This is a genomic window from Dehalobacter sp. TeCB1, from assembly GCF_001707455.1.
GTDB classification, from domain to species: Bacteria; Bacillota; Desulfitobacteriia; order Desulfitobacteriales; family Syntrophobotulaceae; genus Dehalobacter; species Dehalobacter restrictus.
Genome location: NZ_MCHF01000042.1, coordinates 1 through 19,019, shown reverse-complemented (window position 1 = coordinate 19,019; position 19,019 = coordinate 1). Strand labels below are relative to the sequence as shown.

General features: G+C 35.2%; 24 protein-coding genes. 7 read left to right on the top strand and 17 right to left on the bottom strand.

The window, feature by feature from the left end; all coding sequences use genetic code 11:
* Positions 1-84 precede the first annotated feature (84 nt).
* The 5 genes from A7D23_RS10780 to A7D23_RS10760 form a co-directional block, all read right to left on the bottom strand.
* Positions 85-1,125, bottom strand: coding sequence for a hypothetical protein (locus A7D23_RS10780; protein ID WP_068883773.1), 1,041 nt, complete (start codon positions 1,123-1,125; stop codon positions 85-87).
* 568 nt (positions 1,126-1,693) lie between these two features.
* Positions 1,694-2,323 carry an A24 family peptidase gene (locus tag A7D23_RS10775; protein ID WP_068883771.1) on the bottom strand — a complete coding sequence of 210 codons (630 nt, stop codon included), beginning with the start codon at positions 2,321-2,323 and terminating at the stop codon, positions 1,694-1,696.
* 47 nt (positions 2,324-2,370) lie between these two features.
* Complete coding sequence (locus tag A7D23_RS10770) at positions 2,371-2,613, bottom strand: hypothetical protein (protein ID WP_068883769.1); 243 nt, start codon at positions 2,611-2,613, stop codon at positions 2,371-2,373.
* Between the two features lie 19 nt (positions 2,614-2,632).
* Complete coding sequence (locus tag A7D23_RS10765; RefSeq protein ID WP_068883767.1) at positions 2,633-4,366, bottom strand: ArdC-like ssDNA-binding domain-containing protein; 1,734 nt, start codon at positions 4,364-4,366, stop codon at positions 2,633-2,635.
* An 87-nt stretch (positions 4,367-4,453) separates the two neighbouring features.
* On the bottom strand, positions 4,454-5,017 hold the full coding sequence (locus tag A7D23_RS10760; protein WP_068883765.1) for a site-specific integrase: 564 nt from the start codon (positions 5,015-5,017) through the stop codon (positions 4,454-4,456).
* 271 nt (positions 5,018-5,288) lie between these two features.
* Between A7D23_RS10760 and A7D23_RS10755 the strand changes: the two genes are divergently transcribed.
* Positions 5,289-5,639, top strand: coding sequence for a type II toxin-antitoxin system RelE/ParE family toxin (locus A7D23_RS10755; protein ID WP_068883763.1), 351 nt, complete (start codon positions 5,289-5,291; stop codon positions 5,637-5,639).
* Between the two features lie 16 nt (positions 5,640-5,655).
* Positions 5,656-5,973 carry a helix-turn-helix transcriptional regulator gene (locus A7D23_RS10750; RefSeq protein ID WP_068883801.1) on the top strand — a complete coding sequence of 106 codons (318 nt, stop codon included), beginning with the start codon at positions 5,656-5,658 and terminating at the stop codon, positions 5,971-5,973.
* A gap of 226 nt (positions 5,974-6,199) precedes the next feature.
* On the opposite strand, the gene A7D23_RS10745 is transcribed toward A7D23_RS10750, so the two are convergent.
* From A7D23_RS10745 to A7D23_RS10735, 3 genes are all read right to left on the bottom strand, one after another.
* Complete coding sequence (locus A7D23_RS10745; RefSeq protein ID WP_068883761.1) at positions 6,200-7,453, bottom strand: DNA polymerase IV; 1,254 nt, start codon at positions 7,451-7,453, stop codon at positions 6,200-6,202.
* A gap of 11 nt (positions 7,454-7,464) precedes the next feature.
* The gene (locus A7D23_RS10740) at positions 7,465-7,725 is read right to left on the bottom strand and encodes a hypothetical protein (RefSeq protein WP_068883759.1); all 261 of its coding nucleotides are present in this window, start codon (positions 7,723-7,725) and stop codon (positions 7,465-7,467) included.
* A gap of 361 nt (positions 7,726-8,086) precedes the next feature.
* Complete coding sequence (locus tag A7D23_RS10735; protein ID WP_068883757.1) at positions 8,087-8,479, bottom strand: response regulator; 393 nt, start codon at positions 8,477-8,479, stop codon at positions 8,087-8,089.
* Between the two features lie 168 nt (positions 8,480-8,647).
* Here A7D23_RS10735 and A7D23_RS10730 point away from each other — a divergent pair, with 168 nt between their 5' ends.
* On the top strand, positions 8,648-8,899 hold the full coding sequence (locus A7D23_RS10730) for a helix-turn-helix transcriptional regulator (RefSeq protein ID WP_068883755.1): 252 nt from the start codon (positions 8,648-8,650) through the stop codon (positions 8,897-8,899).
* A gap of 174 nt (positions 8,900-9,073) precedes the next feature.
* Here the strand turns inward: A7D23_RS10730 and A7D23_RS10725 are convergent, their stop codons facing one another.
* From A7D23_RS10725 to A7D23_RS10685, 9 genes are all read right to left on the bottom strand, one after another.
* On the bottom strand, positions 9,074-9,700 hold the full coding sequence (locus tag A7D23_RS10725; protein WP_068883754.1) for a hypothetical protein: 627 nt from the start codon (positions 9,698-9,700) through the stop codon (positions 9,074-9,076).
* A 265-nt stretch (positions 9,701-9,965) separates the two neighbouring features.
* Positions 9,966-10,634 carry a Fic family protein gene (locus A7D23_RS10720; protein WP_083221902.1) on the bottom strand — a complete coding sequence of 223 codons (669 nt, stop codon included), beginning with the start codon at positions 10,632-10,634 and terminating at the stop codon, positions 9,966-9,968.
* A 38-nt stretch (positions 10,635-10,672) separates the two neighbouring features.
* On the bottom strand, positions 10,673-11,146 hold the full coding sequence (locus A7D23_RS10715) for a hypothetical protein (protein WP_068883798.1): 474 nt from the start codon (positions 11,144-11,146) through the stop codon (positions 10,673-10,675).
* A 61-nt stretch (positions 11,147-11,207) separates the two neighbouring features.
* Positions 11,208-11,486 carry a hypothetical protein gene (locus tag A7D23_RS10710; RefSeq protein ID WP_068883752.1) on the bottom strand — a complete coding sequence of 93 codons (279 nt, stop codon included), beginning with the start codon at positions 11,484-11,486 and terminating at the stop codon, positions 11,208-11,210.
* Positions 11,487-11,632: 146 nt separating this feature from the next.
* Complete coding sequence (locus A7D23_RS16270) at positions 11,633-12,544, bottom strand: hypothetical protein (protein WP_068883750.1); 912 nt, start codon at positions 12,542-12,544, stop codon at positions 11,633-11,635.
* Between the two features lie 75 nt (positions 12,545-12,619).
* Entirely contained in the window at positions 12,620-12,928 is a 309-nt protein-coding gene (locus A7D23_RS10700; RefSeq protein ID WP_068883749.1) for a hypothetical protein, read from the bottom strand.
* Between the two features lie 104 nt (positions 12,929-13,032).
* On the bottom strand, positions 13,033-14,337 hold the full coding sequence (locus A7D23_RS10695) for a hypothetical protein (RefSeq protein ID WP_068883747.1): 1,305 nt from the start codon (positions 14,335-14,337) through the stop codon (positions 13,033-13,035).
* A 3-nt stretch (positions 14,338-14,340) separates the two neighbouring features.
* Entirely contained in the window at positions 14,341-14,643 is a 303-nt protein-coding gene (locus tag A7D23_RS10690; RefSeq protein ID WP_068883745.1) for a hypothetical protein, read from the bottom strand.
* Between the two features lie 182 nt (positions 14,644-14,825).
* Positions 14,826-15,164 carry a hypothetical protein gene (locus tag A7D23_RS10685; protein ID WP_068883743.1) on the bottom strand — a complete coding sequence of 113 codons (339 nt, stop codon included), beginning with the start codon at positions 15,162-15,164 and terminating at the stop codon, positions 14,826-14,828.
* A gap of 27 nt (positions 15,165-15,191) precedes the next feature.
* Between A7D23_RS10685 and A7D23_RS10680 the strand changes: the two genes are divergently transcribed.
* The 4 genes from A7D23_RS10680 to A7D23_RS10665 form a co-directional block, all read left to right on the top strand.
* Positions 15,192-15,632: a helicase C-terminal domain-containing protein gene (locus tag A7D23_RS10680; RefSeq protein ID WP_083221905.1), complete on the top strand. Its 441-nt coding sequence runs from the start codon at positions 15,192-15,194 to the stop codon at positions 15,630-15,632.
* A gap of 50 nt (positions 15,633-15,682) precedes the next feature.
* On the top strand, positions 15,683-15,934 hold the full coding sequence (locus A7D23_RS10675; RefSeq protein ID WP_028308463.1) for a DUF6870 family protein: 252 nt from the start codon (positions 15,683-15,685) through the stop codon (positions 15,932-15,934).
* A 149-nt stretch (positions 15,935-16,083) separates the two neighbouring features.
* A complete protein-coding gene (locus A7D23_RS10670) occupies positions 16,084-17,754 on the top strand; it encodes a recombinase family protein (RefSeq protein WP_055666352.1) in 1,671 nt (556 codons plus the stop codon).
* A 2-nt stretch (positions 17,755-17,756) separates the two neighbouring features.
* The coding region (locus A7D23_RS10665) for a recombinase family protein (protein ID WP_068883739.1) at positions 17,757-19,019 on the top strand (1,263 nt) is incomplete at its 3' end.

The window sequence follows — 19,019 nt, the reverse complement described above, 5'->3', positions numbered from 1 at the left end:
GCTGAAATTTTGAGATACATACACTTCTTTTTATTTATATATATACCTATCTATGTATCTACCTATATAGATAGATTATTATTATCATTCGTCTTTAGCATTATTACGGCCATTACCAAAGACATTGTAATTAACAGTAGATTTTACAGATATTTCTTCGTCATAAACCGAATTATAAAGTATAGTCTGTAAGTATTTTTTCGGGTTCTTCACTTCATTCAACCTTGTATATTCATCAAATTTTGTCACCGTATGCTCAATACAGGCTGGCGTTAATTGTAAAAGAACCTTCCTGATGATTTCTTGCGGTATTGATGCTCCGTCGATAGTGACAGTATTTGAGTAAAACATTTGTGTAATTATGCCTTCTAAGCTTTTAAGAAAAGCAGGGGGGACAGAAGGATCTAGGGATTTATCCGTTAAGACAGAAAGGATTCTTTCAAGTTCGTCCGTTTGTCTGTCTGAATTAGCAGACAGACAAACAGACTGACTTAAATCATTATTTCCTAAATCTCGTTTTATAGTTAAATCATTAATTATTTGTCCTTCGTTTTCTCCATGTAGTTTTTCTTCATTAAGAAATTCTTCATGTAGGTTTTCTACTTGGAGGTCTTCTTCTTGGACATTTTCTGCTTGTAGGTTTTCTACTTGGAGGTTTTGGGAAAGTAGAACAGATCCAGTGTTATCAAGGAATTCCTTAATTATATCTGGTATTTCTTGTATTTCTGCTGGCTCTTTTCGTCCGTCCTGAAATATATAATAAGCCGATCCGTCATTAAGAAAGGTCATTGATTTTATTTTTTGGTCTACTGGAAAGGGGGATTCATAAATAAGGCTTTCCCAGAAGCGCACTTTTCCTTTACAATAGACAGGGTAATGCTGTCGGTAACAATATTCCTGAAGCTCATTAAGCCCACTGCGAATTGATTTTTCTCCATCCTCACTTTCTTTAATAAGGTGGGAGATGCTAATGATCCAGTTATCAGGCTTTGAAAGAAGATAGGCCAGCAAGCCCTTGGATTTCCAACTTATTTTAGGATTATTTAAAAAGCCTTTATTCAGCATTACATAAGGATTATCTTTGTCCTTTTTTACACGAATAATTGTGTTATCTTTTTTCTCCATAAAAAAACCCTCTCTTTTTTTGCGTTTTTTATAACAACAAACTAGACAGGGAACGTTATTTTATGATAAAATAATCATGTAATAACAACGTTGATATTGTCTAGGTAACGCCCCGTTAAGTGATCAAGTTTGCCGACCGGAACACTTACGGGGTGTTTTGCTGTTTCTTTTTAATCTTAACTCACAAAATATCTTTGATAAATCAACAAAAATAATATAAATGATTCTATAAAATATAAAACCAGCACCCATAGAACGCTGGTTAATTTACAAGAAATTAATAAAAAAATCTTGTTTGGATAGTATATAAGTGATATACTATCTCTACCAACTCTCACTGTTGGGTTTTAACAGGGGAGCAGAAATCCTTTTCTGGCTGGCAGACCGGAAAGGGATTTTGGTTTGATAAAGAACAAATACTGAAAACTTGTACTTATTTTAGCACTTTTCCATGATTTTGGGAAGAATATTTGAAAAATTTTCTTATGAATAGCAATTTTGTTAAATCACAGCGAAATAGATACTGTGATTTTTTATTTATAAATTTTTATAGATTAGGAGGGAAAAATTAAAAGAGAATATATTTAGATTGAAAAAGAAGAATAATAATTGAACCGACTGCTAAGAAAGGACCAAAAGGGATAGGATCTTTAATACCTTTTTTAGAAACAAGAATATGGATTGCTCCAATTGCAGCACCTAAAAAACAAGCCAAAAAAATCGCCATGAAAACATATGGAATACCTAAAAATAATCCTAACGCTGCAACAAGCTTAACATCCCCAAAACCCATTGCTTTAGGAAATAAAACCGATATAGAAAAAAACATAATGCTGATTATCAAAGCTCCCAAAAATCCATTGATAAAAACAGGAATATGAGTAACCAGGGAACTTATTAAGCTTAAAAATATTAGGGGAAATACTAACGCATCGGGTAATCTAAAAGTATAAAGGTCAATAATAGATAAGACAACCAAAAGGTATACAAAAAGAAAAATAAAAATAAGCCGTTCTGTCGATTGATCTAATTTGAAAAAACAAACAAGAAAAAAAGTAAGACCGGTAATAAATGTGATTAATACGTAATTTTTAGAAATGACAGAAACGGCCCGATCGTCCCATATTTTAATAATCAGTTTGTTAAGAAAGTATCCCAGAAGTAAAACAAGAAAAGTATACAAAAAAAGTTTCTCCATTGTTTCCCCCTAAAATTACTAAAATCCTTAAAATAGGGGAGGGATGCTTAAAGAGTGGGATACATTTTAAAAGTATCCAAAGGCAGGTCGTTTAAAATATTTCTGAATGTCTCATTATTAAAGAGCTGTAATTTTGAAATTGTTGACTTTACAATAGGAATTAAGCCCTCATCATCGACTGTAATAGTCTCAAGTCTGGTTACAATACCATTAAGAGTAGGGGAGGGATCAGCTTCATCACATAACCCGTTAATTAATTCTGCTTCTTCATAGTTAAATTGAATCATCATAATAATTTGCTCCTTTTATTTACATACTTATTTCCATATCCATACTTTGCTTAACTACTTGATTATGTAACGCCTTCTCATTCAAATGTGCTTGTTTTTCAAGTAATTGAGCATGTTTAAAATCATCGACGATATTTTTAAGCTTATTAAAGGTTATCTCATCACTTGGACAACTACAGCCGGACTCAAGTTTTTTTCCGGCCAACTTATAAGTATTTTTGATCTCTTTGACCGTTAATGGCTCTTTTAATGAGTCAATAAGATTTGCTGTTTTTTCGGTGATGTGTTTTATTGCCGGGAATTCTTTTTCGTAACGGGCGATAATTTGGTTCTTTATTAAATCTGAACTATTAAAAATCTTAGGAACCATTGGACGGCCAATATCTCGGCTCTCGGACACTTCTTTATCAAAAGACAATTTATCTTTAAAATATATCGTTTCACCAACATTTCCGGAATTGCCTAAAAAGTCTATCTTCCCATAATAGTTTCCAGGAATAAGATTTTCACTATCAGGGGATAAGGGAGCAGCCGATGAAGACTGATTTTGTTGCAAATGATAATTTTCGATATATCTTTTTGCATCAAAAGAATATCTATGCAAACAATCTGCAAGGCTCTGATCGTCACCGGCACCAATATCAAAACGCACATTGAATGTCCGGCCATCTGCTAAATGAACCATCATTTCGGTTTGAGAATAAGGGATAGGAGGTAGCAAATTACCGTTGATATCTCTTTCAACAGAACGTTTTGCAAAATGTTCTGCTTCATACTGAGTAAATAACTTATCTGCCTCCTCAAAGCTCATCAATTGGCCTTTCATGAAGAAACTATCTTTAGATGACAATATTTCTACTGTAATAGGCTCTTTTTCTAAAGAGATATCTTTAGTCATTACAGATTCCATCTTATTAATAATATCGTTCGATATTTTTTGTATTAGATCCATTGAGGATCTTAACTCCGGCAGCTCCCGTCCACTACTCCAAGCAGCAACATACTCAAACGTATAGGCACTTGTATCAAGCCCAAAGCGGTTAGATACAATATAAGCTATGCTTTCGGCCTGGACTTCTCTTGTTGCCCGGTCAAATAAAGGTTGCTGATGTACGGTAGCATGGGCATATTCATGGACTAATGTTTTAGCAGTTTGGTCGTTACTCATACCTAGTCTTACAGCTATAAGATTCTTTTCCCTGTCAAAGTAACCTTTAGGACCGTTCGAACCCTTAATAACATCTTCAATGATAGGAACCTCTGATATGCGTTTTACAGCCCTTATTATATTGCTAGCCTCTAAGCTATTACCCTTTAGTTCGTTACATAGAGAAGGGAGTTCTTTCCCTTCGGTTTGGGAAACATCAAACACTGAAACCTTTACAAAACGTAAACCTTCTTGGGTTGCTTTTTCTTTTATCAATTCACCGGTAGCCGGATCATTCATTGGTTGTTTTGTTTTAGGATCAATTTTATTAACAGATTTTTCGTATTTATATGGACTAGGGGCCAGGATAGAGATCCCGTGTTCACCTCTTTTTACATACCGTTCAAGCTTTTGCCACGTCTTATAACCGGCAACTCTTGTCGCATCTGGATTTTGCATAGAAATCAGCATAGCATTATTAAAACTGTAAGTATAAAATTGTGATTGAACCTTTAAAAAATTGATGTATCGTTCACTTGTAAAGGTTTCTTTAATTCCTTTTTCCAGTTGGGACATAAGTTCTAGTGTTTTATCATTGGTATTCAATATTAAACCTCCTATCTTTTTGTATCTCATCCCGCCCGGCCGATCGGCAGCTCCGGAAGATCCATTGAGATACATTACATACCGATTTTAAAGATTAACATTAATGTAAACGTTATCAATATCATCCTGGGTTATACCAATATACTTAAGAGTCATTTTTTCAGACGAATGATTAAATAATTCCATTAATAAGGCGATGGGATAACCACGTTTAAAAGCATGATAACCAAAAGTCTTTCGTAATGAGTGAGTGCCTATATGATCTTGAATACCTATGAGTCTTGCAGCACTATTAAGTATTCTATATGCCTGGACTCTTGAAATAGGCTTGTCCCCTTTACGGCTTGGAAATAAGGGGGTTCCTGTAGGAGGGGAATTACCTAAATATTCTTGTAAAGCTTTTTTAGCACTATCATTTATCGGATAATTCTTAAGTTTATTTGTCTTGCTTTCCCGAAGTATAATTCTTTCCTTGAATTTTCCAGAAGGTTTTTTAACATCTGTATCTTCAAGCTGCCGAAGATCATTGATCCGTAATCCGGAATTAATTCCTACAACAAACAAAACAAAGTTTCTTAAGTTATCAGATTTAAGAATTTTTTTCATGGCTTCTATGTGTTTTTTATCACGAATTGGTTCCACAAAATCCATTCTTAAAGCCCCTTAATGAATGTACTTTAATATTAGTATAACATAAAATGAAGTACATTAAAATACAAGTTTTCCAGCTATTTCTTTGAGAATGTAAAATAAACCTTGATTTCATGCGTTATTCAGGTTATTTGTGAATGTAACTTAAATACATTGTGTTACATTAAAATATATATTAAATGGATTGACATACAACATATATGTTGTATAATTAACTTAAGTTAATATACAACAACTTTGATGTATAATCTTATACATAAGGGGCAAAATTATGAATGTATATCGATATATTACTTCGGGAGGAAAGGATCTCATTGCTGATTATTTGAACAACCTTCCAAAAAGTGAAAAGGCAGAAGGACTTTTTATAATGATGAAACTGGAAGAAGAAGGTCTTGTATATCTAAAAGAGAGTTTAGATACCCGACAAATAGACAAGAAGCTTTGGGAAATAAAATTTCCAAGACAAAACCGATTTTTTTATGTTGTGGCAGATAAAGATAATTTTTATATATTACATGCTTGTAAAAAACAAAAGGATAAAGCAGAATTATTTGAAGTGGAAACAGCAAAACAAAGAGCAAAACAGGTTGGAAAAGAATTAGGAAAAGTATTTGTATAAAAAGGGAGTAATTAAAATGGCATTTAAAAAGGTTAATATCAAGGAAGAAGTGGATAATTTAAAAAGGGAAGATCCTGAATTCAAACAAGCTTTTGATGTGATTGAGGCTGAATATGCGCTTATTAAAAAAGCAGTAGACCTAAGAAAAGAACTTGGTGTATCACAGCCTGAAATTGCAAAATTAACCGGCCTAAAGCAGCAAACAGTATCAAGAATAGAAACAGTGGGGAATACACCAACATTAAGAAGTTTTATCAAGTATCTTGAAGGAATAGGACTTGAAGTAGAATTGAAAAAAAAAGACGTGAACCTGTCGAAATGCGTAGCAATTTAAACCTTGAATGTCTCTTTTACTATGATAATAAAAGAAATATGTCTTAAAAAACAAACCAGCTTTAATTGCTGGTTTTAACTTGGTAAACAAGAAAGAAGCCGCTAAGGTCTAAATTACAGGCTTCTTTCTTGTTATATGTCGTTTGTTATATCTTACCATATGATGTTCTGTATGTGAATCGTTAGAAAGTCCAAAACAATAATCACGGAAGGGGAGGGGATAATATTTATAATAAGCTGGACATCATCGGATATTCTTCATCAGTGATCGTACCTCCTGACATAAAATGCAACCCACTATGTAAAAAAGATGCTCGCAGCATTGCAGAATTACCAAACCTAACCCGGATATTATCAATAGTCCGATCTAATGCCCGTTGCTTCTCAATATCACATTCAAAAAGAGACATTTGTACAAAACTATTTATGCACAGCTCTGATACCCGTACTCCTAAATGTCGGATAGGTTCATTCTTCCACATCTCATCAAATAATTCGCAAGCAACTTCATTTATTGAGTTTGTGCAATCGGTTGGCGTGAATATTTTTCGCTGATGAGAATAGGAGTAAAATTCATTCGTTCGTATTGAGACTGAAACAAGCTGTGTAAGATATTCAGCCTTTCGTAACCTGGCTGCCACCGTTTCAACAAGTGAAAGTAAACCCAAGTGAGCAGTACCCCGATCTTCAATATCAAAAGGGGTTGTTGTGGAGTTACCAATACCTTTTATCATAACTCGTCTATTTTTTCTAACCTGGGATTCATCCCGGCCATTGGCGAAATTCCATAAAAGGACACCATAACTTTTAAGAAAAAGCTTTAAGTGATCTGGGTTTGTATAGGCGAGGTCCCCGATGGTCCTTATTCCCCGATCCCGAAGCTTAGGGGCGGTAGCCCTTCCAACTCCAAATAGTTCTTCAACCGGCAGCGGCCACATTTTATCAGGCATTTCTTCAGGGAAAAGGGTGTGGACTCGGTCTGGCTTTTTTAATTCGGAACCCATTTTGGCAAGTAGTTTATTATTTGAAATTCCTACGTTGACAGTGAACCCAAGTTCTTGCTTAATTTGATCTTTTATCCGATATGCAGCGGTCAAAGGATCACCATAAAGAGTCTCTAATCCGGTATAATCAAGAAAATATTCATCTATCGAATATTGCTCAACTAAAGGGGAATATCCTCTTAAAAGGTCACCAAAAGCGGTGCTGCATTGCATATATAGTCCGTAATCCGGCGGAACAATAATAAGGCCAGGACATTTTGTTTTTGCCTCAAAAATGGATTCGCCGGTCTGAATGTTATATTTTTTAGCCGGTATCGATTTTGTTAAAACAATCCCGTGCCTGGTTTCCGGATTACCGCCGACTACAGAAGGGACCGTTCGTAAATCCAAAGGATCGCCGTGCTGAAGCCGGTGGACAGCTTCCCAGGAAAGATAGGCCGAATTAGCATCAATATGAAAAATAACTCGTTTGGCCATGCTCGATCTCCTTAAATCTTAAACAAAAACCATTTACCGGTACAAGTCTCAAACTTTAATTCAAAAACTTTTAGTGCTCCGTTTACCGTGCTTTGGCAGCAAAATATTATCATTTTATTGCCTGCTAGTTTTTCCTCGGATCGGAAATTAATATGCTCAACCGTTATGGTGGAAAGAGAATCATGTTCCTTGATTCTAAATTTTAACGGGGTGGATATTCCGTCTAAATTAAACGCTGCCACCATTTCAATTGGTTTCATAACAACTTTCATGAATATTCCTACTTAATATTAATAATACTAGAACATATGTTCGATTATATTATACTACAAAAATTATTATTTGATGTAAAGAGTGAATTGATGGAAATTATTTTCTAAGTAGGGGAGGGGGTAATAAAAAATGTAGCTCGACATCTCCCCCCTGTTGCCCGGAGACGGCAAAAGTGTGAGATATAACGGACCTTCAAAAGATAAGCGAAGGGTATTTAAAAAAGTGAAAAACCCATGATTAAAAAATCATGGGTTTGATCCTTATTAAAAGTTGATGTGTATTTCACTCTTGCGAACCGGCCAGCTGATCCGGGAAGGTATTTGAGATACATTTTTTATATATTTACATCCAGGAAGAAACTTAGATTATCTTCTTTACAATCTCCCCGGATAATACCGTATCTAATATTTTATCTAACAATTCTATTTGAACAGGTTTAATAATCACTTTAAGCGGTGAAACTTCTTGAAAGTTAGTTTCTTCGGATGCTGTTATAAAGACAATATGGCAAGTTTTATTATAAGATCGGATATTTATTGCTGTTTGTAGCCCGGTCAGATTTTTCATGATGTTATCCAAAAAAATAAGATCAAAAAAATTAGTATTTTCTAGGAATTTTTCAAGGAATTTCTCTCCACTTTCAAATTGATATATATTAAAGCGTACACAATTTTGTATCTCATATTCTTGAATTAATATTTTAACAAGTTCCCGTTGTAGGTGCATATCGTCACATATAGCAATATTAAGCATTGCAATTACTCCTTCTTTTAAAAAATAAATTCATAAGATATATACTACAAATATTTCCAATTGCAGTATAACCACAACATTATACCTTAATATTGCGTATTATTGCAATTTAAATTTAGATAAAATTTATATAAAATATTCTCTATGTGTATTTAATGGAGGAATCATATGCCCCCTATCAACAGCAAGTTATATACAGAGGAAGAAATACAATTTATCAAAAATATTGGGTTTAAAATTCAATTTTTAAGAAAGCAACGAGGACTTAGCCAAAATCAGCTTGCCGAAAAATCAGGTTTAAGTTATACCACCATTAGCCATCTTGAAAGTACGGCTGTTTATGGTGTATCGATTATTTCTTTATATAGGATAGCACAAGCACTAAGCGTTGATCCAAGCCAGCTTTTGTATTTCAAGTAATTTAGTATACCTGAATAAATAAAGAAGAAAACACTAATAAAAATATATCTCATGGTTTCTGACCGGCAGCGCATCCGGAAAGATAATTGAGATACATTTTGCGTCTAACCTTAACCTATTTAGGAGTATGGCAACGTTCGTTAACAGGGGAAATAGATAAGACTTTAAGAGAGATCATTTCATCATTTTCAGCGGGTTCAAATTTAGTTGTATTTTTGCTTTATTCCAGCCGACCCTTTGTTGTATCACTGATCCTGTAGGGTATTTTCTGTTTTCTTTTTGCCACTGGTCATACTGTGCCATAGTGAAGGAAGAACCCAAGGCTCTACCGGCATCCTTTAGCGCCTCAAAGCATTCATCGTCTGAAAACTCTCGCAAAGTTGTAATAAAACGCATGTTTCCCTCATGAGGCTTAAGAAACTCTTTATAACTGCGGTTTTTCCCATCCCTTCCGGAAGTAATACATGCCTGAAGAAAATCCTCCCAACTTCCGAAAATATCAGTAATTTCCCTAACGCCCAGTGGCTGTTTATTTGTATATTTACTAAATTCTACTTGATTAGGAATACGCTTTAAAATATAAAGGAGTTCAATACATTGTTTTATTACTACTTCTTTATATTTTTTCTTCTTTTCAAGTCTTTGAGATAACTTATCGATATCGTTTATAGCATCTTGAACCAAATTATAATGTCGATTTTGAAAATCTTTATGGTCAATAACATAGCCAAGCAGATCTCCTTGAGCCGGGTAAGCAGATTTTAAAACAAAAATATTAATTCCTGAGTGTCGGTAGATCAAAACATAACGATCATTAATATTTGGGTTATTATACTCTTTTATAAAAAATCACCCCATAATGAAATATTTATTTACTCACAGTGAGGAAGCCTAAGCATGTTTAATATTTTTTCTGGACACTATTGATTGACATAATATCTCTAAGTTCTTTTGGTAAAACTGCTCTACCTAAAGGATCAACAGGTCGTATCATACCGGTTGAAATTCTCATTTACGATAGTTCCTTTGTTATAAGATCATCTATGTCCAGGTACAAAACCTTTTGTTATTTTGATAACGGATCGAATTTAAGGATGCACCGGTCATAGATAAAAGGCTCAATTTCGTTATAATCTGCTGTGTCGTAGAATGTGGTAAGTCTTTGGTTAAACTCTAAGAGATATTCTTCCGGAACAGACAGCAAGCCTTTGCCCTGACTGATTAATATTTTATTAGCGCATAAAGTACTAGTACGTTTGTTCCCGTCAAAATAAAGCTGGCTGCGGATTCCCCAAGTGAAGTAACGAATGGCCTGTTCTGTTGGCGTGGAAAGATTTATGATGTTTTCAATTTCCTGTCGGACCAGGCTCACATTAGGGATCGGAGGTACATATTTAGTGCCGGTGACATATACGTTACCGTCCCGTAATACGCCCCATTTCAGGCTTTCATTCCTGGAAACATATCCGTTAATAGTATTTGCGAAATCAAGCGTAAAAGGTTCCTCAATGTTAGCCAAAAGGTATTTCCAGGCATCACGAAGATTTAGGATACATTCTACATCTGACATGTTTAAGTTTCCAACGCTTATGCCATCCAGAATAGTTTTTGTTTCAGGAAAAGTAACGTTGCAGCCTTCTAATTTTGCGCTGTGATAGATATTTTCTACCAACAACCGTTTTGCAAGGTATATATTCTCCTGAACGGTCATATTGTCTTTGTCCTGGTATGTCATTTTATCAGCTCCATTTCTTTTTGATTAATATAAAAGTTTTACCCCCAAAAGTTTTCACTTATCACCCGTATCCATTCATCTCGACCTCGATGCAAATATTCAAACCGTAAGTATATTTTAGGTTTATTTTCGGTAAATACCATGTGGTTATAATCTTCATTTTTCCATTCATGCAGTACGCTTTTAAGACCGTTTTTATCAATTGATTTTATTAAACCTCCGACGATCAGCCATGATTCATCTTCCGGATCTTCTTTTATTAGGTATTCTATTTCTTCGACAAAGTAAATTCCTTTGGGAATTAAAGATATCCTGGATTTAAGCCCCTGCTGGTTGAAGAAATTAACGATGAACTTCGAATAGAGTTGTTTATTTAGATCATCTAACCGGTTGTATCCGGCCATGTCTCGAAAATCAATCCCGTGCACTTTTAGTAAATCTTCTGTGTTTCTGAGTTCATAGTCTTTTAGGTCATTAACTTCATAAATTTTTTTCAGTTGAGATACGTTCATATCTCTTATTCCTTTCAGTAAAAAGAAGTTCTGTTTTTTAAGCTTAAATTCAAAATCAACTTTATCTTTGAACATTTCCTTGTAAATTGGCAGCTTTAATAAGGCTCATTATATTGTTAATTGTACTTTGTTCGTATCCAGCCAACCAAGCTATAGTATTAAGTTCATCTTTTGTTAAATCACGACCAATGTAAGATCGAATACCGTCTACAAACGGTATGTATTGATTAACTTGCCATTCTTCCATTACCAAACCTTCTGGAAGTGTTGGGCGTGCGAGATCACGTTCAATCCATTCTGCACGTCCACGACTGTTTACACCTTTATATTGTAGATCCATATATTCCACCCCCATAGACAGTTTGATTCTTCTAAACCCCTTGAAACACACACTTAAGATCAATAATTAAGTCTGGGAAAATACATACCTTTATACTATGTTCTTCGCTGTAATTTTCTGGACGTCCATAACGTCCATTACGATTATTACACCCTTTTTATTCTCACTTTATGGCCTTCCGGAATAATAAAATATTCATCCCCGCGATAGATCAGGATCGGGCCTTTATTGGCAAGATCGCATTCATATCGGCCTTCTATAAAGCCCTTGCCAAACTTCACTTGAATTAGACTGCCGCAGTTTATTCGCGTGTTTTGAACAAAATGACAACAGCTACCGTTTGAGTCAATAGAACCGTAATAAATAGGCCCCTCAACCCATCCTTGAGGCAACGTACTAATCTTCGCCATAGGATCTTCTTCTTTAGTCCAGATTTTACACCTTAAATCCACACTACCAGATTCCGGTTCCACCCAATCCGCATCCGGATAATGAATGCCGGTGTAATTTTCAAATTGATAGGCGTCAAATAAAATTCGAACCTTACTCATATAAGGACTTACACGGTAATCTCCGGTTTTTCCTTCCTTATGTTCAATCAGATCAGACCACACAGCCGAAATAAAATCGTCAGTATCCATATATTTTATTTCCGGCAGCGTCTTAATAAACTCAAAACGTTTTTTACCTATTGATTCCTCTGTGAGATCTTCACGTATTCTATGTTCGTAATAATAATCTTTGTAAACAAGATAAAGTCCAAAATGATAGACGAAAATATCTATCTCACCGTTTATTAACTTGTCGATGAACAGTTTTAAGACATGTATCCTTTCAGATTTATTCTTATCAAGAGAAAGAACATGAAGATTATATTTTGAGCTTAAAGCACGAAAGAAAGCAGACGGGTACTTATATTCATAAAGGGTACCATTTTCTTTATCTTTATTATGCCAACGGGTAACAATAACCGGCCAGGATGAAAAGAACGGTCCGTTTGGACTGTGAAGCGAGAAGTTATTTAAGAACTTCTCTATGCGTTCAAGGTATTCATTCATAAGAAAATCCTCCGATCAACCGATATAATTAATCCTAAAAATCTCAGTCATCCTTTATTTGATAAAGTACAAATCTTAACTTGCTCTTAATTTATTAAGGGATTCAGAAATAGATTTAAAGTCATAAGACGTATATAGTGAATTCAAAGACTGGGCCAACTTGATAATGTTAGCTATTTCAGATTGAAGATGATTTAAGGCAGCTTCTTTTTCCTTAATAGATTTTTCAATATTTTTAAGTTTTTCTTCCCTTTTAGGGATAGTGTAATAAAACTCCGTAACAAGATTCTCAAATTTTTCGTTAAATCCGTCACCTTTAACTTGATTAACAGTATTTAAAACCAAGTCAGACATACGAACAGATTTCAAGTTAGGTTTTGCCATTAAAATTCCCCCTATTATTGTATCTCACCCGGCCCGGCCGATCCGCAGCTCCGGAAGATCCCTTGAGATACATTACATACCTCAAGGAACTTCCAAAAGTTTTATTAACCAAAATTGATTCCCTTACGCTTCTTAGTTTTTGTAGCCGGGGTATTTAAAAAGGCTGAATCAATGCCAAGATCCGGTTCATCTTCAGGAGATTCATCATTAAGGATATCAAACATACTAAATGACTCAGGATTAGACTTCTGTACCTTTTGCTTTCCTAGAAGAACATTTCTATCAATTCCGTCTAGAAAACTTGGGGTATCGTCAATAATTTCCTTAGAAGCTTGTTTTGCATGTTCGGAAATTTCACCAATACGGCTTAAAGGGAAAGGTAGTCCAGTGAAAATTGTAATAACCCGGATTGAATTAAAATTATCTTTTAAAGATTCATCTGATACGAAGCCCCGGTAAGATAAAGGATTTCCAAGAATTTGTGTTATATCGGAATAGAAACCTTCAAATATAGACCGTTTACGTTCCAGGATAGAATTAGGAGCAGCAATAATAAGACCAAAACCATGAGTATAATCATCTTTTAAAAGCCGATGAGGGTGTGAATGGTCATTAGAATAAAAATGGTTATCATCTGCCCAGGAACTTAAGACCATTTCACGCAAAGTATCCATACTATCTAAGTCTTTACCTATCTGGATTTCATAGATCGCAGCGCAACGGCCAATTTTCATTAATGCTTCAAAGTCTTCAACGTCCATAGTTGCGGTAGATTTTTTCCCTACATAGGACAACGTGTGGGCCAATGGTTCCCAAAGTTTTTCATTAACACTAGATAGCTTATTTCCTTCCCGAACCTTATCATAAACCTTGTTATTATCAATTAGAAACAAACTATCATAAATACGGTTAGTTCTGGCTTCTTCTAAGGCTATAAGCACATTTCTTGCTGCCCTTTGTTCAACAAAACTATCTTCAGGTAACGTCATAAAGCCAAGGACGGGTTGTTGTGCTTCAGGTGACATTCCTTGTCTCAATGTCTTAGCTAAAAGATTAGAAATACCGTTTCCAGAGCCACCGCCCAGGCTGGCCGAAATGACATAGAAAGGATCTTGTGAACCTCGGTTAAAAATCATAGCCAAACGTTCCTTTACTTCCTTAAGATGGTCTATATAAAGCTGTGCGCCTTTTCTTGCATCCTTCCCGGCCCCTCGTTTCGGGTTATCTTCATTTAAGCAAAGAATCTGATATGCAGATTCAATTCCCATATCATCAGCCGTGGTTGTGTTGATACTAGCTACAGCTTCAAACATCCCAATATTTTTCCCGGCCACAATAAGGTTAGAACCACCTTGACCGCACCCAATAGCCTTAACAGGAACATTTATCTCTTTCTTCCTCGTAGTCATACTTTAGTCCTCCACATTCACATTTAATTTCGTTTCTGCAAAACTTGCTCCTAAATCGGTCAACTCATAATATTTTCCTTGCCCAAACTTTGAGTGAACAATTAACTGCAACGCTTCAAGCGCAGCTATACAGGAATTGATTTTTGTACGGTCAATTTTTGTTTCAATAGCAATCTTACTTATGGGAAGTTTTTCACCTATTTTTACAACAGTATAAAATGTTTGTTTTGTATCATCAGGCAAATTATCCCACGAACCTTTTACAAAAGACAGTATAATTTCCGCTTGAGCTGTTTTTAGAACCATAAAATAAACCCTCCAATCATAATCTATGTATATATCTATATAGATATCTATATACATAGATTATAACATTGTACGTGCATGAATTCAACCATATTCTAGTAATTGATTGTGGGTTTTCATAAAGTTTGAGACTGATTTTCATAAAGATAGAGACTCGATTTCATAAAGTTTAAGACTAACTCTTAATAAGGTGAAACTATACTGTGCTTTAATTTAGCATAATGCTCTATATCCATAAGAATATTGATGGTAAAATCATTTTCATTCTGCATATCGGACCGGTTAGCCTCAATATAATCGGCTGTTTTATCTCCGAATCTAAAAAGACGTTCGACTAAAAAATCTAAATCTTCATCACTTGGTTCATCAAAGCCATAACCAGCCTTTTCTAAAATATCTTTTTCGTTCTTCGGAATTTTATCGGATTCCCAAGCAGGAACATTAACTGTAATAAATTGGTCATTTCCCCATTCGGCTAATAATTTAATTTCTAAAGAAATACCTGTCTCTTTTTGGATCATCCACTGAATTGCTTTTTCAAGCTCATTATGGATAAAAGTGAGAAGAACATTGTTGAAGCTTTTAAAAACAGCGGAAACAGTGTTCTTTTTGCTACAGGCTCATTTTGGGAAGGTGTTGACTGTCCCGGAGATATTCTATCTTCACTTATTATCGTCAACTTGCCGTTTCCAACACCGACACCGATTTTGGAACATAGGAAGAAACAGTATGCGGAGTTGAAAGAGTTTATAGAATTTATTATTTTTCCTGAAATGCTCATTAAGCTAAAGCAAGGTATGGGGCGCTTGATTCGATGTGAAACTGATACCGGTCTCATTGCCATTTTAGATTTCAGGATCAGTAAAAAAGGAAAGTACCGCAAGAGGGTGCTTGGTGCCCTATCAGACTATAGGGTGACAGATTCTCTTGATGAGGTAAAAGCATTTTTCCGTAAAGTAAAAAGAAAAGAATATTTTTATCAAGATTGAGTGAGCGGTTATGGGAATAGCTGCTCGCTTTTTTTGAAAGGAGCGGTTTCATGAATACAGCCATGACCATAACGGACATGAAAAATATAGATATACGTACAGTTGATCCATCCACCTTAGTAGATATTAAAACAGTCAAAGTCAATACGGATTTACCGGTGGAAGAACGAAAGAAAGATTTTATCAGACAAGTGAAAAATCCTTACTGCTTCAGATGTGGCAAGGTTGTGGTTAAGATGAGTTTCGCCGATACAACAGCAACATTAGAAGACAGGTTGGAGAATTACTTTAGAAGCTTATAGAACAGTAGAAGGCAAAACTTTACAAATTGGCGCTTCGGAAATCTGGACGCGCAGTTAATTTTATGCTAAGCTTTTATTGGACTATAATCAGTGAAGCCCAATGTGTTTAAAGTTTTGCTAATACTTTAAACAAACAGGAGGCTTTACTCATGGAATTTTTAAAAGATAACAAAACCTATAATGCTGCTATTTATGTAAGACTCTCAAGAGATGATGGAGATAAAGAAGAAAGTGACAGCATTTCAAACCAAAAGGAACTAATTCGTGAATATTTAAGGTCAAAGTCAGAAATCCAAATTGCTTCTGTGCACGTAGATGATGGATATAGTGGCGTTGACTTTAATCGGCCTGCCTTTTTAGAAATGATGGAAGAGATTAAGGCAGGGAAGGTAAACTGTGTTGTCGTAAAAGACCTTTCACGTTTTGGCAGAAACTATATTGAGTCAGGGAAATATATTCAAAAGATATTTCCTTTTCTTGGTGTGCGTTTCATTGCGATCAATGATAATTATGATAGTGCGGAAGGTTCAAATATTACCGATAACATCATGATTCCATTTAAAAATCTAATAAACGACTCATATTGCAGAGATTCCTCAATTAAAATAAGGAGCCAACTTGAAATCAAACGTAAAAAGGGTGATTTTATTGGCTCTTTTGCTGCTTATGGCTATAAGAAAGCTGAGAATAATAAGAATAAGCTGGAAATAGACGAATATGCAGCTCAAGTTGTCCGTGACATTTTCAAGTGGAAACTTGAAGGGATGAGCCAGCAGGGTATAGCCAACCGACTAAATGAAATGGGTATCCTGTCCCCTATGGAATATAAACGCTCATTGGGAGAAAGGTACAAAACAACCTTTAAAGTAAAACAGCAGGCTCTCTGGTCTGCCGTTGCAGTCAGACGAATCTTAACAAATGAATTGTATATCGGTGTGTTGGAGCAGGGAAAAAGAACCACTCCGAATTACAAAATAAAAACGAGAGTTGAACGTCCTAAAGAAGAGTGGGTGCGAGTGGAAAATGCACATGAGCCTATAATATCAAAAGAGCTATTTACCACAGTAAATGGTTTATTGCTCCATGACACTCGGATTGCCCCTGCTGAGGAAACCGTATATCTTTTTTCAGGTATTATTGCCTGCGGAGATTGTAAAGAAAATATGATCCGCAAGACGGTTCCTGCTAATGGGAAAAAATATTACTACTACACTTGTTCTACCAACCGAAATGATAAAAATAGTTGCACTACCCATAATATCAGTGAAAAGGCATTTGAAGAAGCTGTTTTGGCGGCTTTAAATGTACATATACGCAGTATTCTTGATATTGAACGTATTCTAACATATATCGATACACTACCTTACAAGCAAGAAGAAATATTGAAATTGGATGCTCAAATTGTCAAGGCACAAGAGGAAATAGAAAAGATTCAAAAGTATAAGCTGACATCATACGAACACTTTGTAGATAAAGTAATCACCAAAGAAGAATACCGAAACCATGTCAGCAGATATAATGCTAAAATTCAAAAGGCAGAAAAGCTTATACTAAAGCGTAAACAAGAGATTGAAGATATTATAAACAATAAGACGCCAACTAACTTATGGATTGAGAATTTTAAGCAGTACCAAAACATTGAGCAGCTTACACGAAAAGTAGTTGTGTCATTGATGGAGAAAATATATGTATATGAAAATGGGAAAATCGATATTCATTTTAAACATCAAGCGGAATATGAAAGTGCTATTCGTTTTATAGAAAGCGCCAGCAAATCAGACTCCTTTGATGCGAGTGTTGCGTTTAAGGAGGCGATTTAATCATGGCAAGAAAAAGCAGAAGACAGTCTGTGATCGCACAAAAAGAAACGGTAACACAGGAGAAGGTTTTTAAAACAGGACTGTATGTCCGTCTTTCTATTGAGGATGTGCGTGACAGAAAAGATAGTGATTCCATTGAAAATCAGACATATTTGTTGAAACAATTCGTTGAGGAAAGGCCATTTTTGCAGATTTACTCAATATATACGGACAACGGAGAAAAAGGAACGAATTTTGACCGTCCTGAATTTAACAGGCTTATGGACGATGTTAAAGCAGGCAGAGTGAACTGCATTGTGGTAAAAGACCTCTCGCGCTTTGGCAGAGATTATCTTGAAACCGGAAACTATCTTGAAAAGATTTTTCCGTTTCTTGGAGTCCGTTTTATATCTATCAATGATAATTATGACAGCTTTAACCCTGAAAACAGTAATGAAGGCTTGATTATTTCTTTGAAAAATCTTTTGAATGATGTTTATACAAAGGACATATCCAAGAAAATCATCTCTACCTTCAGAGAAAGACAGTCGAAGGGTGAATTTTTAGGTGCACACGTGCCTTATGGATACAGCAGGCCGGATGACGGCACTTATAAACTTGTAGTTGACGAGGAAGCTGCTTTAGTCGTTCGGCAAATCTACCAGTGGAAAGTAGAAGAAGGGCTGAGCGATACTGCAATAGCTCGTCGCTTAAATGATATGGGAATACCTTCTCCAAGCAAGTACAAACATTTAAAGGGCGAGTGGAAAAATGCCCGTTATAATAACAATATCTGGCAGCGTCAGGCAATTAAAGCTATAACAGAGAATGAAGTATATTTAGGACACAAGATATATGGCAAAATTCAGGCATCCCTTTATGAAGGCAAGCGAAAATCAAGAGTGCCAAGAGATGAATGGACAATTATTGAAAACGACCATGAACAGATTATCGATCAAGAAACTTTTGATATTGTCCATGCCAGACGATTGGAAGTATATAAAGAATTTACTGAACGCTTAGAGCAAAACAAGCATTTTGAAAATACTGAGAATATTTTTAAGGATATTGCTATTTGCGGAGATTGCAAATGTAAACTTGTTCGCAGGAGAAGGATTAAAAATGATGAGCTTTATTATTATTTTTCATGCACTACTTACGAAACAAATAGTGGTTATAAATGCACGAGAAAGCATATAGTAGAAACTGATATGATTAAAGCAGTATATGCTGCTATTCGCAGTCAAATAGATATGGTTGCATCGGTGGATGATATTCTGAGAAAA